Annotated in this window: 13 protein-coding genes; 5 read left to right on the top strand and 8 right to left on the bottom strand. The window is 44.0% G+C overall.

Annotation, left to right across the window (positions count from 1 at the left end):
* Positions 1-5: 5 nt before the first annotated feature.
* Positions 6-1,283, bottom strand: a complete 1,278-nt coding sequence (locus I2C87_RS01905) for a pyrimidine-nucleoside phosphorylase (protein WP_195323784.1) — start codon at positions 1,281-1,283, stop codon at positions 6-8.
* Positions 1,280-1,873 carry a class I SAM-dependent methyltransferase gene (locus tag I2C87_RS01900; protein ID WP_195323783.1) on the bottom strand — a complete coding sequence of 198 codons (594 nt, stop codon included), beginning with the start codon at positions 1,871-1,873 and terminating at the stop codon, positions 1,280-1,282. The genes I2C87_RS01905 and I2C87_RS01900 overlap by 4 nt, the downstream gene beginning before the upstream one ends.
* Positions 1,874-1,968: 95 nt before the next feature.
* Between I2C87_RS01900 and coaA the strand changes: the two genes are divergently transcribed.
* The 3 genes from coaA (at position 1,969) to I2C87_RS01885 (ending at position 3,840) form a co-directional block, all read left to right on the top strand.
* On the top strand, positions 1,969-2,889 hold the full coding sequence (gene coaA / locus I2C87_RS01895; RefSeq protein ID WP_195323782.1) for a type I pantothenate kinase: 921 nt from the start codon (positions 1,969-1,971) through the stop codon (positions 2,887-2,889).
* Between the two features lie 106 nt (positions 2,890-2,995).
* On the top strand, positions 2,996-3,244 hold the full coding sequence (rpsT, locus tag I2C87_RS01890) for a 30S ribosomal protein S20 (protein WP_023023719.1): 249 nt from the start codon (positions 2,996-2,998) through the stop codon (positions 3,242-3,244).
* Between the two features lie 65 nt (positions 3,245-3,309).
* Entirely contained in the window at positions 3,310-3,840 is a 531-nt protein-coding gene (locus tag I2C87_RS01885) for a DNA topology modulation protein (RefSeq protein WP_195323781.1), read from the top strand.
* Positions 3,841-3,866: 26 nt separating this feature from the next.
* Here I2C87_RS01885 and I2C87_RS01880 read toward each other — a convergent pair whose 3' ends face one another.
* Positions 3,867-4,445, bottom strand: a complete 579-nt coding sequence (locus tag I2C87_RS01880; RefSeq protein WP_048687917.1) for a TetR/AcrR family transcriptional regulator — start codon at positions 4,443-4,445, stop codon at positions 3,867-3,869.
* Positions 4,446-4,572: 127 nt separating this feature from the next.
* Between I2C87_RS01880 and I2C87_RS01875 the strand changes: the two genes are divergently transcribed.
* Positions 4,573-5,415 carry a DegV family protein gene (locus I2C87_RS01875; protein ID WP_195323780.1) on the top strand — a complete coding sequence of 281 codons (843 nt, stop codon included), beginning with the start codon at positions 4,573-4,575 and terminating at the stop codon, positions 5,413-5,415.
* Between the two features lie 364 nt (positions 5,416-5,779).
* Here I2C87_RS01875 and I2C87_RS01870 read toward each other — a convergent pair whose 3' ends face one another.
* The 4 genes from I2C87_RS01870 to I2C87_RS01855 all read right to left on the bottom strand — a co-directional run bounded on the left by I2C87_RS01870 (position 5,780) and on the right by I2C87_RS01855 (position 13,053).
* The gene (locus tag I2C87_RS01870) at positions 5,780-7,426 is read right to left on the bottom strand and encodes a hypothetical protein (RefSeq protein ID WP_195323779.1); all 1,647 of its coding nucleotides are present in this window, start codon (positions 7,424-7,426) and stop codon (positions 5,780-5,782) included.
* A complete protein-coding gene (locus I2C87_RS01865) occupies positions 7,416-8,159 on the bottom strand; it encodes an ABC transporter ATP-binding protein (RefSeq protein ID WP_006596000.1) in 744 nt (247 codons plus the stop codon). The genes I2C87_RS01870 and I2C87_RS01865 overlap by 11 nt, the downstream gene beginning before the upstream one ends.
* A 106-nt stretch (positions 8,160-8,265) precedes the next feature.
* Positions 8,266-9,840 carry a M20/M25/M40 family metallo-hydrolase gene (locus tag I2C87_RS01860; RefSeq protein WP_195323941.1) on the bottom strand — a complete coding sequence of 525 codons (1,575 nt, stop codon included), beginning with the start codon at positions 9,838-9,840 and terminating at the stop codon, positions 8,266-8,268.
* A gap of 120 nt (positions 9,841-9,960) precedes the next feature.
* Positions 9,961-13,053, bottom strand: a complete 3,093-nt coding sequence (locus tag I2C87_RS01855; protein WP_195323778.1) for a CocE/NonD family hydrolase — start codon at positions 13,051-13,053, stop codon at positions 9,961-9,963.
* Positions 13,054-13,525: 472 nt separating this feature from the next.
* Here I2C87_RS01855 and I2C87_RS01850 point away from each other — a divergent pair, with 472 nt between their 5' ends.
* A complete protein-coding gene (locus I2C87_RS01850) occupies positions 13,526-14,977 on the top strand; it encodes an alpha-amylase (protein ID WP_195323777.1) in 1,452 nt (483 codons plus the stop codon).
* 367 nt (positions 14,978-15,344) lie between these two features.
* On the opposite strand, the gene trxA is transcribed toward I2C87_RS01850, so the two are convergent.
* Entirely contained in the window at positions 15,345-15,659 is a 315-nt protein-coding gene (gene trxA, locus I2C87_RS01845; RefSeq protein WP_006595996.1) for a thioredoxin, read from the bottom strand.
* Positions 15,660-15,735 lie beyond the last annotated feature (76 nt).

Raw genomic sequence — 15,735 nt, 5'->3', positions numbered from 1 at the left:
ATGAATTACGAAACAATTTCAATAATTTCTGAAACGCTTACAACCTTGTCTAGTATTTTAACATTTTTTTGGAATTCTGCAATGGTTTTTTGACTAATTTCTAAATTTGTATAAATAGTTGCAACAAGGTCGCCTTTTTGAACAGGATCCCCAACTTTCTTAGCAAAAACAATCCCTGTTTCATAATCTAAATCATCTGATTTGACTGCTCTACCAGCCCCAAGACGCATAGCGAAGAGTCCGTGTTCCATCGCAGGCAAGGCTGCAATATAGCCATCCTCTTCTGCATAGACAGGCACTTGTTCTTTTACCTGAACTGGACGATAGAGATCGTCTAAATCTCCACCTTGAGCAAGGACCATTTCTTCAAACTTCTTCAGTGCTTTGCCGGCTGTCAGATGCTGCTTGATTTCTTCCAAGCTGGCCGTCACCCCGCCGAGTTCCAGCATAATTTGAGCCAATTCACAAATGAAGTGAGTCACATCTTCTCTGCCTGTGCCTTGAAGAATGTCTAAGGCTTCAAGAATTTCGAGACGGTTCCCGATGCTGGTTCCTAAAGGCTGGCTCATATCTGTCAAAACAGCAATGGTCTTACGACCAACAGCATTACCAAGATCTACCATGGTACGAGCCAGTTCACGCGCCTCTTCAATGGTCTTCATAAAGGCCCCTTCTCCAACGGTGACATCGAGAAGGATGGCATCCGCTCCAGCCGCAATCTTCTTACTCATGACCGAGCTGGCAATCAATGGAATTGTATCAACCGTCGCTGTTACATCCCGAAGTGCATAGAGAAGCTTATCCGCCATGACCAATTGGTCCGACTGTCCAATGACAGAAAGGCCAATCTCTTGTACTTGTTTAATGAACTCTTCCTGGGTCCGCTCAATTTGGAATCCTTTAATGGATTCTAGCTTATCGATGGTCCCCCCTGTATGTCCAAGACCACGACCGCTCATCTTGGCAACTGGGACGCCAAAACTAGCCACTAGAGGTGCCAGTACAATTGTTACTTTGTCCCCTACACCACCTGTTGAGTGTTTGTCCACCTTGATGCCTTTAATAGCGGAAAGGTCGAATTGCTCCCCTGTCTCCACCATCTTCATGGTCAAATCTGAAATTTCTCGGGTCGTCATCCCCTTGAAATAAACCGCCATGGCAAAGGCAGCCATTTGATAATCAGGTACTGTTCCAGCCACATAGCCTTCGATCAACCAATGAATCTCATCTTTACTCAACTCAATGCCATCACGTTTTTTCTGAATGATATCTACAGCTCTCATGTGACTTTTTCACTCCTTAAAATATAATAACCTTTGTCTTTTTTGAGAATTTCACAATTCCCAAAGACTTCCTCCATTTTGGCCTTCGCACTTGGAGCTCCCTGTTTTTTCTGGATGACAATGGTTAAGTCTCCACCAGGATTCAAATGGTCAAAACTTCCAGAAAGCACTCGATGGACTACCTTTTTCCCAGCCCGAATGGGAGGATTACTGATAATATGATCAAAACTTCCCTCAACCTGATCATAAACATTGGATTGGAAGATTTTTGCTTCAACTTGATTTAAATCTGCGTTTTTCTGAGCTAGATCTAAAGCCCGTGTATTGACGTCTACCATAGTCGCATGGATCCCTTGGGCCTTAACCAAAGAGAGACCAAGTGGACCATACCCGCAACCAACATCCAAAACCGTCTCTCCTTGCTGGAAGGACAAACAAGATAAAAGGACCTGGCTACCAAAGTCGATCATTTTCTTACTAAAAACACCGGCATCCGTCAGAAATTTCATCCGCTCCCCTAAAAGAACCACCTGTAACTCATGGATATCATGTTGGGCATCTGGATGTTCGTCATAGTACATTTTACTCATATTAGCATTATAGCATAATTTAACCTATTTTTAAATCGTTTACAGAAGATCTCAAAACTGATATACTAAAGGTCACTATGGAGGAAAGGCTTGCAATGGATAAAGAATTTCTACATTTCGAAAAGATCAATCGACAAACTTGGCAAAATCTCCACCGGAAATCAACCCCTCCTCTATCTGAAGAGGAATTGAATTCAATCAAGAGTTTTAACGACCTCATTAGCTTGCAAGATGTAACAGATATCTACTTACCCTTGACACATCTGATTCAAATCTACAAAAAAGCGAAAGAGGATTTAGCATTCTCAAAAGGCATCTTCCTCCAACAGGAAAGTAAAAAACAGCCTTTTATGATTGGAATTTCAGGGAGCGTGGCTGTCGGCAAATCAACGACGAGTCGTCTCCTTCAAATCCTTCTTTCTCGGACCTTTTCAGATTCTACTGTTGAATTGGTGACCACCGATGGTTTCTTGTATCCCAACGCCACCTTGATTGAACAAAACAATCTCAATCGCAAGGGCTTCCCTGAAAGTTATGATATGGAGCTCCTTTTGGATTTCCTCAACCAACTTAAAAATGGTCAAAGCTATCAAATCCCCGTCTATTCTCACGAGATTTATGATATCGTCCCTGACCAGAAGCAAACCATCCAAGCTGCGGACTTCATTATCGTGGAAGGGATCAATGTCTTTCAGAATCCCCAAAACGATCGGCTCTATATGACAGACTTCTTTGACTTTTCCATCTATGTGGATGCTGAGGTTGCTAATATTGAGTCCTGGTATATCGATCGCTTTAAAAAGTTGTTAGACCGTGCGAAAGATGACCCAAGCAACTACTACCACCGCTTTACCAAGCAGCCTGAAGAAGAAGTCCTCGCTTTCGCTCATCAGGTATGGGAGTCGATCAATCTCTTAAATCTAAAAGACTATATCGAGCCCACCCGGAACCGAGCCGAACTGATCCTGCACAAATCTGCCAACCATGAGATCGACGAAATCTATCTCAAGAGATAAAAGTTTTAAGACAAAATGATCTTTAAAAAATAGCGATTCGAAGAAAAATTAGTTTGGGCTTGTCAAAAGAAAAGTTTTCAGATATAATAAGAGAGTTAGAATATCATTGGAGGTGAAAAAATTGGCAAACATTAAATCAGCTATCAAACGCGCTGAATTGAACGTTAAACAAAACGAAAAAAACTCAGCTCAAAAATCAGCTATGCGTACTGCAATCAAAGCTTTTGAAGCAAACCCATCTGAAGAACTTTACCGCGCTGCTAGCTCAGCTATCGATAAAGCAGAAACTAAAGGTTTGATCCACAAAAACAAAGCTAGCCGTGATAAAGCACGTCTTGCAGCAAAACTTGGCTAATCAAGTATTGCATACAAAATGAGCTCTCCGGAGCTTTTTTTGTTGCTTCCAAATGAGGAGAAGACATGAAAATTATGATTATCGGCTATTCAGGATCTGGTAAGTCAACTTTGGCTGAAAACCTAGCCCGCTACTACTCCATCCCCAAGCTCCACATGGACACCCTTCAATTTCAACCGGGTTGGATAGACAGTGACCGGGATTGGATGGAGCAAGAGATGAGACAGTTTCTCAGCGATCATAGAGACTGGGTAATTGATGGCAATTACTCTTGGTGCTGCTATCAGGAGAGAATGGAGCAAGCCGACCAGATTATCTTTCTCAACTTCTCTCGTTGGAACTGTCTCTATAGAGGGTGGAAACGATACCGCCGTTATGAAGGCCGCGTCCGTGAGAGTATGGCAGCCGGCTGCCCTGAACGCTTTGACTGGGAATTCATCCGTTGGATTCTCTGGGACGGTCGAACTAAGAATGCCAAAGAAAGGTATCGAAATATCCGTTCTACCTATTCCGATAAATTCATCACTCTCAAAAACCAAAAGGAACTGGACCGTTTCCTAGATAAAGTAAAAAATGATCTACTGGAATCGAAGTAAACACTCGATCTAGTAGATCATTTTTCTTATTTTCTTTTCTTTTGAGGAAACAAGGGAAGACCTAAGGAAGCCATCTTCTCCGCCGGAACCTTCATGCCATCCTTGATCCATTTGGCCAGGACAGAGACAATGGCTGAGCTGAGGAAGGAATTCAAATAACTAGCTGGTCCTTGTGAGGATTTCTGACTTTTACTCCTCTTTTCTAGAAATTCATAAACAGCCTTGGTGAGTAGTTTCTCAAAATTATAATCGACGGCCAAGCTGATAATGCGGGCTTCCTTCTTGGCCTCTTTAAAGAGATAGACCCAAATCTGGTACAAATCGGTCTTGAAATTATAGCCTTCCAAAGACTTGGTAATCTTCGAAACAGTTGATTGGAAGATGGATTCGAGCAATTCTTCTTTTGACTCATAATTTCGGTAAAAAGCTGCACGAGAAACGCCTGCTCTCTCCACCAATTCTGAAATAGTAATCTTTTTCAAGTCCTTTTTATCCAACAACTGAAGCAAGGAAATCTCCAAGGATTCCCGTGTGATGGCATTGCTTTCTTGATTGGATCGCTTTAGGTTCGCTAAGGATTTTTCGGATATCTTTCTTTCTGCCATAACACTTACTTTCTATCTGTATCATCTGAATGTATCTGCTTTCAGAGAATGCAACTTCATGATATAATTGTAAAAAAAGACTAACTACTTGTCAATGTACAATTTTTTACATTTTGAGGTAATAAAAATGAAATGGAAAATTATTGCAGATTCTGGCTGTGATTATCGTACTTATGAAAGTGCTGCACCAGATACTAGCTTTGTTTCAGTTCCCCTTACCATCCAGATTGGTGAGACCATCTATACAGACGACGCCAACTTGGATACAGACAAAATGATGGAAGATATGTATGCTACTACTACTGCTTCCAAATCAGCTTGTCCTAGTCCTGATGACTATATGAAAGCCTTCGAGGGTGCTGATAATATCATCGTTGTTACCATCACTGGTACGTTGTCTGGTAGCCACAATAGTGCTCAGGTCGCAAAAAAACTTTATCTAGAAGACCATCCTGCAACCAACATCCATGTGATCGATAGTTTATCCGCTGGTGGTGAAGTGGACCTCCTCGTCCGCAAACTCCATCAACTCATCGCTCAAGACCTTGACTTTGATCAAGTGGTCGAAGTCATCACCAAATACCAAGAAAAAACCAAACTGATCTTTGTCCTGGCTAAGGTCGATAATTTGGTTAAAAATGGTCGACTTAATAAAATTATCGGAACAGTTGTCGGCCTCTTAAACATCCGTATGGTCGGCCAAGCCAGCGATACCGGAACCCTTGAACTCCTTCATAAAGCCCGTGGCCAAAAGAAAGCTATTTCCACTACTTTTGAAGAAATGCTCAAAGCCGGCTATAAAGGTGGACACATCACCATCGCTCACCGCCGCAACGATAAATTCGTAGAACAACTCTCTGCCTTGGTACATGAAAAATTCGCCAATGCGGATATTGAAGTTCTTCCGACCTCTGGCCTCTGCAGCTTCTATGCTGAAGAAGGTGGCCTCTTAATCGGCTATGAAATTTAACAACTAATTATAAAAGACTGGAACTCATTCCAGTCTTTTATAATGTAGACAAACTATTTTAAAGTAAAATAAGTTAAGCGATTCTGCAGAAATAGAAATGAGTTCCAATTTTTAAATCGATTCAAAAAAATACCAAAACTTTCCGCTGTGAGAAAAGTGCCTGAAACGTTATTGTTTCAGGCACTCGGAATTATTGAGACCTTAGGCTCAATAATTAGTCTTGGAACTTCGAAGAAGTTCGCTGACGTCCGTACTCACCTAAGGAAAGTTTTTAATATGACTTTGTCTTCAATCTGAAAAGCTAGAACTCATTCCAGTATTTTAAAATACAGATTCCCTCCGGTCAGACCAGAGGGAATCTTTTTTATTCACCAATCTCTTGGTTAAATTTATAAAAAGTACGTTTATAGATAGAAACAGTTGCAAGAGCTCCTATAGTTGCAATGAGAAGATAAATCACACTAGCAATCAAGGTGGTGAAGGCCACAGCAGAGAGATAGAAAGCAAATCCTATCAAAATCAGCATGACGATAATAAAGATAAAGATTAATAAGCCTCTCAGGGCAGCATTTCCTCTATTACGGTTCATCAGATCTGTCACAGTCGACCAATTGGTGGTTAAGAGCTTGTAATCACGTCTAAAAGCGATCACACTCAAACTCAAACTGGTCAAAAACCAAATTAAAAGCATGGCTAGAAGGGAGAGGGGATGGACCCCAAAGTAGCAAGATACCCCTACTAAGAGCACGATCGGCAAAGCAGATTGGACCGAAAAGAGGATCCAAAATTTCTTCAAACAATAGCGTTTAAAGTCAATCGGAAGGGCACGAAGATAAGCGAAATTTTCCCGCTCCAAGGAGATCCCAATACTGGTCAAGCTTTCCACAGAGTTGAAGACTCCAATCATGAAAGCAATCAGCGATAAAGGAAGGAGGTATTGGGGCGTGAGGTAGTTTTCAATTTGAAGGGAAGCTCGCGAAGCCCCTAGAAACAAGCCAAAGGTGAACAGATAAGGGAAAATCGCCATCATGAAGATGACCTGCGTCAGCAAGGTACCATCACTCAGAAGCCGTTTATGATAGGAAACAGTAAAACGATGAAAGGCCTTCTGATCTCCTAGCTTCATCTGACTCACCCGCTCCTTAACCGCATGACTAGAAGAAACCTCAAGGGCAGCATCATAGAAATGAGGCAAGACCTGACTTTTGACCAGCCAAAGGAGGACTGCTAGAACCAATACCCAAGCCAAGATCCCAAGTAGAGCTCCTGAATCCAAAGGATTCAAGATAAAGGTATGGAAGACCTCTATCGGAGGAAAAATGCTGGGTTGAGTGACCAAATCACCAGCTACCGAGTGCTCTGACTGGAGCATATTGATATAGAGATAGGCTCCAATAGAAATGAGACTACTCAATCCAATGATGAGGTTAGACACCAAACTGGTGTGTTTCTTAAAGACAGCTGATTTGGTAATCAGATGGGATAGGAACAAGGTGCCTAAAAAGAGGATGGAGAGGAGAATCATGGCGCAAAGAAGGCCAAGAAGGAGCCCCACCAGAATATTTCCCCCTGCTTGGATAGGAAGAATGATGAAATAACTAATAATTGGAAGCAGGGCCATCAGGAGCACTAAGATGACCGAAATACTCTTTCCTGCAATTACTTCTGCATCCGAAAAGGCATAGGGACGGTAAAATTGTAAATCCTTGCTTTCGTAAAAGACATTGTAAAAACTCATCAAGCCTTGGGATATGGCTAAGAGCGCAAAGAGCGTAATCATATTGACAAAGGGACCAGGGCTAGAGACAAAATCATTGGCACTAGAAAGTATCCCAAAAAGGAAGAGATAAAGGAGACCGATAAATATATAGGTCCGAATGGACTGGGCGGAAACATTGACCTTCCTAGTCGGATCCTTTTCCTGCTTCTTTCTAAATTTCGCTAATTGGGCGGGCTGAGTCGCATAGATAATGTTGACATCGACTAGGCGACGAACCATTTTAAGACGCATCTGGACTCACCTCTTCTCTTCGACCAGCCAGTCCAAGATAAATGGACTCTAGGCTTTGTTCTGGGTGTTGCCCCTTTAATTCCTCGATAGTTCCATAAAAGATGAGGTTCCCCTTCTTCAGAATGGCAATCTTATCACAGAGCTGTTCTGCTACTTCGAGGACATGGGTAGAGAAGATGACAGTGTTGCCCTTATCAGCATGCTCCCGCATCATCTGCTTCAGATCGTAAGAGGCTTGGGGATCCAAACCAGTCATGGGCTCATCTAGAACCCAGATGTCTGGATCAGATAAAAGAGCCCCAATAACAAAGACCTTCTGCCGCATCCCATGAGAGAAAGACTCGATAACCTCATAACGATGACTAGCAAAGTCAAACAGATGCAGCAAATGCTCCAAGCGGTCATCACATTCCTGCTGGCTCATATCATAAGAAGTAGCGACCAACTCCCAAAATTCATTGGCCGTCAAACGAAGGAAGAGATCTGGCGAATCGGCTACGTAGCCAATTTTCTTCTTTATTTCCAAGCGATTACTATAGAGATCCTTCCCATCTACTAGGATTCTACCAGTCGTCGGGGTAATGACACTGACCAGACTCTTAATGGTCGTTGATTTCCCGGCTCCATTATGGCCGATCAAGCCGACAATTTGCCCATCTTCAATGGTTAAGTTCAAATGGTTCAATGCCAGTTGACCATCGTAATCCTTGGTTACACCTTGAAATTCAATCATAGATTCTCCTTCTTCCACTCCACTTTCCTGATGAAAGCAAATATTTTCCTTATATTGCCTATATTTTAATCCTCTTTTCCTCTCTTGTCAATGGAAAACTTAAGTATTAAAGCAATTCTTCAAAACGGTAGAGAAGGTCAAATAGATAGTTAGGGATGGTCTCCAGGAGATCCTCCCTATAGACCCGCTCCCCTCTTTGATGGAGTTCCTTGCCCCAAGGTCCTAAATTGATTGCCGGAACTTGGATCTGGGCAATTTTTTCCAAATCCAACTCGTAGACTTGAGAAGGGGTCGCCAAACTATCCAAGACGACCTGATAGCTTGCTAGGTCTCTCTCCAAGGCGCAATAACTGGTGTCACAAATTCCCATGAAGTATTCCTCTACCTTCAGGCTCAGGCCGCGTCTTCCTAAATAGTGGCGGTAATCATCCACCAGGGTGCCAATTTTGAGACTGGTGTTTGGTAAAGAGCGACAGTTCATGGATGGGTAATAGGGTGGTGCAAAGCCAATGACGACCAATGGCGTTTTCTCTGCTAGGAAGTCTAAGTAAGCTTGGATCTGCTGAATGGCAATGGCCTGATAGCTGACTCCAGATAAGAAAGCTTGGTAAGCTCTTTGCTTACACTGGTCTTGGAAGTTTGAAAAGCCTTCCTTCTTTTGGCAACGATCCAGCAATTCTTGATAGCTGATCACCCTTGGTTGACCTATCACATGTTCTTGGCCTGCTTGGTTCTGGAGGGACAGGTATTTGACGTAAAACTCATCAACCACTTCCTGGCTCAACTCCTTGATGCGTTGTAGCAATTCCTGAGGGGTCTTTTTCAGATGCAGCACACTGAAATAGCCAGCAGCATAGAGGACCGTCGATACATCATACTGGTCCTTCAAATCTCGCAGATAAGACCAAGAAGGGAGAGGAGACTGCTCTCCCAGCGCTTGGTCGGATAGGTCTGGATGGAGATCCAATTTCGATGCGACTGCGATTAATAGAGAGAGGGCGTTGATTCCTTTTAGAGGCTCCTTCATATGGGATAAGACACCCTGAGCCACGACGACTGGCATGAGCTTGCCGACAGTACCGATGTGCAGGACCTTCTCCTTATCACTAGTGGCTTCAAAGGGTTCTGAATCGACCGCTAAGACATAGTCCAAGTCAAACTCATCTTTTAACTGACAGAGCAAACTTAATGCTCCTCTCATCCCACGTGAATAGGACTCCTCATCTCCCACAGATAGGTAGAGGAGGTTGACCTGACCTCCTTCTGGATCGGAGGCGTAGGCTTCTAAGACACCCAGTTGGAGCGCTAAAGCCGCCTTCATGTCACAAGAACCTCGTCCAAATTGCCATTGGCCAGAATCTAGGTCCTCCTGCATTTCTGATCGAAAATCAATGCCCTTCAAGGCATGAACCAGTGCCTCGGAATCCAAAGCTATAGGGGCTAGGGGACCGTAATCTTCTAGATCTACCGTATCGTGGTGGTGAAAAAGGATCACTGTCTTTTTCTTGCCCTTATCGACCAAGGCCCAATTGACACTGCGATGAAGATGGTCATTGGGAAGAGGGTAGCGACCAAAGTGCTGGGGGTGACTCTTGAAATATGGAATAGACCCAATTCGTTGGTCTAGATAGTCTTCTATCTCCCTTTCTGTCTCGGTATTAGTAAAGCTCGGTATGGACATTGCCTCTTGAAAAATGGTGGCAATTTGTTCTTGGAAATGTTCTATGGATCTCAATGGAAGCCTCCTTCTGATGGACTGGATCCTTTGATATGCTATCACCCTTGGGCGATCAGTCTGGTATTATTGATCTTCTTTGCGACGGTAGACAACTTTCCACAAGCTAGTCGCAAGGACGGTTAGCAAGCCATAAACTGTCCAGATATTTACTGTTTCTCCAGTTTCAGGCAAGTGAGCTTCCTCCTTTTCAGGCAAGCGAGCGACACTTTCCTCTCCTTGACTTTTGCTTTCGCTGACGTGTGCTAATTGAGCCAATTCTTCTTTCTGTTCTTTACGGAAGTCCATTTGGTCTCGTCCAACTGGTGGTTGTTGTTCCAGATGACTAGCTTGATCAACAACAGAGACCTTACCGGCTTCTTCCACTACAGTAGGCTTCTTCTTAGCAATTGGGAGAATACGATCTGCCAAGCTTGCATATTCAGTATCCTTTTCACTTGGCTGGTAGCGGAATAAGAGCGACCGACTAGCTTCGACAGTTGGGATGGTTGTTGAAATAGAGTCTGTCTTGAAGGTCACTTCATATGGATCCGCAAAATAGATATAATCCGGATCATAGGTGTGTAGGCTCAAGACCAGACGATGACCTTTCTTCACTGTGTACAAGTTTGGTTGCAAGTACATGGTGTAATCATGGAATTCATTTTCTTTGACATCAATAGAATGACTAGAACTTGCTGAGTCATAGCGAGATGCTGGATTAGCCAAATTCATCCAACCACGCGCAATCACCACACTCTTAACCTTGTGGGTCTTATAACGTTTGAGAGGCAGAGTCTCTAGGTTGCTACCGTTCCAGTAACCTGTCTCATCGATGGTTTCTTTTTCCAGTGTGCGCGTGCTGTAGCCATCTTTATCATAGGTGATTTCTTCCTTAACGACATCAAATTCCTCATCGGAAACATCCATCAGGGTCGCACTGACATGGGCATGGTTCTTGTCTCCCTTGACAAAAGCTGCGCTAAAATGCACCGGAATATGACCTTTAATGGTCGTATCTTGGTCGACGGTGGCTGCATAGGAAGCTGCCACTTCGGAAGAATGGAAGGCTGCATCCTGGTTGCGTGTTGTCCAGTTGTTTCCCGTGCCATAATAATCCCCCGTTACCGTTACCTCTTCACGCTTGGAGTAGATCCGACCTGAGATAGCTTGATCCGTATCCCATTTGTCAAAACGGTGCCACTTGCTAGGATCCAAATTGTCCTGAGCCGTTACTTGTGGGAGATTTTCAATGCCATTTTCGATACCGTAGAGGTAATGGCTATACCAGAGATTCATCAGGTCATTAAAAGCTTGTCCTGCCACTTCTGTCCCTGACCAACGCGTGGATGGATAGATGTGATTGCCCTGGTGGAGCAAGACCTTGGGATCGATTCCTGCCTTCTTATAGGCTTCCAGCATAAGTTCGAAATGTTTAGGCTTGACGTTGTCATCATTGAGCCCTTGGATAATGAGAGGAGCTGCCTTTAAGTTGGCTGCGTTGAGCGTGTAGTCGCGTTTCGCATATTCTTCGTTATAATTATGACCATCCTTGTGTTGGAGTTCATTGAGCTTGGTGATGTAGGCTGCATAGTAATCCTTGACCTTGTCCCAATCTTCCTTGTCAAGGATACGACCAGAGGTATAGACAGATAACCAGGAAAGGTCATTGGAAGCACCTGTATCAAGGGGAGATCCTTGGCTGTTGAAATGGTCATACCAACTGGCAATCCCTGCTGCTGGCACAATGGTCTTGAGACCTTCCACTCCAGTAGACGCCACTCCAAAAGTTGTCGTACCTGCCCAAGACAAGCCTGTCATGGCTACATTTCCATTGGACCAGTCTGCCTTGACTTCATGGTTGCTAGTCTTATCTGAGTAGGCTTTACGTTTGCCGTTAAGCCACTCCACGATATTCTTGTAAGCTGCCACTTCAAGGTCTGAGCCGGTCGTATTGATCCCATCGGATCCTTTTGAGCCCAAGCCACTGCTGGTCACCACTGCATAGCCACGAACCAAGTAGTAATTGTACCAGTTGAGATTTTCATAGTCATAGTGTGTATAGTCATTCGAGCTTTCACGAGGATTGACATAATACCATTCTTTTGGATCGGTCGCTTTGGCTACTTCTTCTGTCGTTACAGTTTTGCTGGCTTGGCGTTTGGCAGGTTTTTCATAGAGCTTGGCCATCTCGAAGTTTCCACCTTCTTTGAGACCAATTCCCTCTAAGGTACGCTCTTCGGTCGTCCCTGTTACATAAGGGCTAGCTTCAAAGATACTGGCAGCCTTATAGTCCCCATTGACAGCAGCTTTTGGCACCTGTACAAAGGTCTTGACTAAATCCGGTTTGCCATCTCCATCCGTATCATAGTCAGTTTCAACATAGACAATATAGCGGACGATGTCACTCTTATCATAGGAATAATGCTCAATATCATCCCCAGGTGAAAATGGGAAGATGGGCTGGGCTCGTCCATTCAAAAAGAGAGGTTTCTTCCGCTCTGCTCGGTATGCAGTATGGAGCTTTTTAGCCACTTCTACCATGCTGGAGAGATCCGTGACCGGTGCAGAACCCTCTACTCCCTCCTTGACCATTCCTAAGCTCTTAGCAAATGCCAATCGATCTTTATCGGTAGACCCGACTTGATTCTCCTTGGTCGAGGCCCAGTTCAAGAGCTGGTTGACAGCGTCTATCACTGTAGCTTCCTTCTTCACATCTGACTCTGCTACTGGTTGACCAGTCACTTCTGAAAGTTCTCCTAGAGTCACTTTAGGAGCGCTAGAAACTGGAGAAGGATTCTTCTCTGCAACAGACACTTCTGCTGATTGAGGAGCATCACTAGTAGGCTGGACTGGAGCTTTTTCTGCTACAGCAGTCTCCTTGGTCGGAGAGGATTCATTTCCCGTTGTCGGCTGAATCGTTGTAGGACCTGTTTCAGCAGTCGCTTGGTCCAAGTTAGGTTGATTCGTAAGCTCCTTCTTAGGAGACAGCTCCCCACTTGCTGGAACTGCATCTGAAATAGGAGTGGCTTCAGCTGTACTTGGCTGTCCCACCTGGGTAGTCAAGGCTGGTTCTACACCATTCGTAGCTACTTCCTCCGCCTGGACATGGCGCGCCAAAACAACTGGACTCAGTAACAAACTTGCAAAAACAATCGAAACAAGGCTAGATTTTTTCATATACAAACTCCTTTGAAAGGTGTCGTTTTAACGGTTTATCCGAAACGACAATAAGTAGACAAGATCATTTTTCAATAGATGCAGTAAAAACGAACCCTCCTTTCAACAACGGCATCTCCTCCTGTCCGCAAGCTAGAATTCCTCTCATTTGGTATACAGCTAGCTTTCAAACAGGATAACAACTTAACTGACAGCAGGGAAAATCCTACAGACATTCCTTCCTGTCAATCAAATGATGGAGACACTTCTTCGACATATAGTCTCTTTTTAGACAGATTGAGCCAACTTGAACAAAAACGAAAAAATAGTTCCTATTCATGAGGGCAAATTCCCCATTTTTCTCATGCGAGAGCTCGTTTCCAGCCCATTTATCCTTAATCCAATAAAGACAGCGTTTTCGAGAGTGCAAACCTTTGCCCTATCCTGTCATTTTTGGTAAAATAAGGCATTATTCACGAAAGATGAGAACAAAATGGAAAATCAAACCTTAATGCAATATTTTGAATGGTACCTACCCTCAGATGGCCAACACTGGTCCCGCTTAGCTGCAGATGCTCCTCACCTGGCAGATTTGGGCATTCGTAAAATCTGGATGCCACCTGCTTTTAAAGCAACATCTGCCAATGATGTCGGCTATGGCGTCTATGACCTCTTTGACCTTGGAGAGTTTGACCAAAAAGGGACTGTCCGCACCAAGTATGGATTCAAAGACGACTACTTGCAAGCCATCCAAGCCTTAAAAGAAGCTGGAATCCAGCCTATGGCTGATGTAGTCCTCAACCATAAGGCAGCAGCCGATGGTTTAGAAAAATTTGAAGTGGTCGAAGTGGACCCTAACGATCGGACCATTGTCTTGACAGAGCCCTTTACTATCAAGGGCTGGACCAAATTTACCTTTGATGGCCGAAATGGAGCCTACAATGACTTCCACTGGCACTGGTACCACTTCACCGGTACCGACTACGATGCTTCCCGCAATAAGAGTGGCATCTACCAAATCCAAGGGGAAAACAAAGGTTGGGCACAGGATGATCTGGTCGACAGCGAAAACGGCAACTATGATTACCTCATGTACGCTGATATCGACTTCAAACACCCAGAAGTGGTCGAAAACCTCAACCAATGGGCTGAATGGTTTATTGAAACAACTGGGGTAGAAGGCTTCCGTCTCGATGCGGTTAAACACATCGACTCCTTCTTTATGAAGAACTTCATCCAGCAAATCACGGACAAATATGGAGACGATTTCTACGTATTTGGTGAGTTTTGGAACGGGGATGAACAAAGCAACAATGACTACCTAGCTAGCATTGACTATCAGTTCGACTTAGTCGACGTTGCCCTCCACCAAAATCTCTTTAGAGCTAGCCAAGAAGGGGAAAACTTTGATTTAACCACTATTTTCAATGGTACGCTCGCAAGCAATCATCCAGAAAGTGCTGTAACCTTTGTCGATAATCACGATACCCAGAGAGGACAAGCCTTAGAGTCCACTGTTGGTGAATGGTTCAAGCCTGCTGCTTACGCCCTCATTCTCCTCCGCGAGGCCGGACTTCCATGTGTCTTTTATGGAGACTATTACGGCATTTCAGGGGACTTTGCTCAGCAGGATTTCCAAGCGGATCTGGATCAACTCCTTCGTATCCGCAAAGACTTATCCTACGGTGAACAAAGGGACTACTTTGACGATCCTAACTGCATTGGTTGGACTCGCTCTGGAACGGAAGAGTCTTCTCCTATCGCCTGCGTCATTTCAAATGCGGCTGCATCTGCCAAACGCATGGAAATCGGCCAAGCATATGCAGGACAGACCTACTACGATGCCCTAGGAAATTACCAGGAACCCGTTCAAATCCAAGAAGACGGCTGGGCTGATTTCCCAGTCTCAGAACGCTCCGTCAGCGTATGGATTTTAGCAGACTAACTAGAAAATTTAATTGACTGAAGAGGCTAGGACAAAAGTTCTAGCCTTTCAATTGTCTTTGGATTGTCGAGCAAGACGCAGTGGTTGAGTGGGCTCTACTACGCTGATTTCATCAGCTTTTACAGCCCTACTCAACTGTGCGGAGGTGGGACGACGAAATCGAATTCTAACGAATTACCGATTTCTGTCCTACTCTCTTTCTTATATTTTATGGCAAACCACAGGTTCATTCTAACACCTTAGGAAAGCGCTGTCAATTCCTTATCTTATTCTGTTAACAAATTCATAAAAAGAAAAAAACTCGCCCACTTCCATCATCGGAAGTGAACGAGTTTGATACGCTAAGAAGCCAAGGGCTTCTTTTATCTTAGCTTAATTCCGCAACAATTGCTTTGAGTTGTTCTTTGGTGTGAACACCAGCGACTTGTTTCACCACTTGGCCATCTTTCTTGAACAAGAGTGTTGGGATAGACATGATGCCAAAATTACGAGCAGTGTTTGGATTTTCATCCACATCCATCTTAAAGATCTTCAAGTCATCTTCATGGATCTCTTCTGCCAACTGTTCCAAGATTGGTGCCTGCATCCGGCAAGGACCACACCAAGTTGCCCAGAAGTCCACCAAGACCAAGCCTTGGCTAGTTTCTTGTTCAAATGTTGCATCTGTTAGTACGTGTACCATAGTTCCTCCTTTGATCAGTGCTTTCCACTAATCTCTCATTGATAGTTCTATTCTACACCAAAATTCTAGTTTTTAG

This window comes from Streptococcus sp. 1001283B150225_161107_H12 (assembly GCF_015552665.1).
GTDB lineage: Bacteria > Bacillota > Bacilli > Lactobacillales > Streptococcaceae > Streptococcus.
Note: the sequence above shows the minus strand (reverse complement) of the source record. Positions and strands in the feature narration are given on the sequence as shown.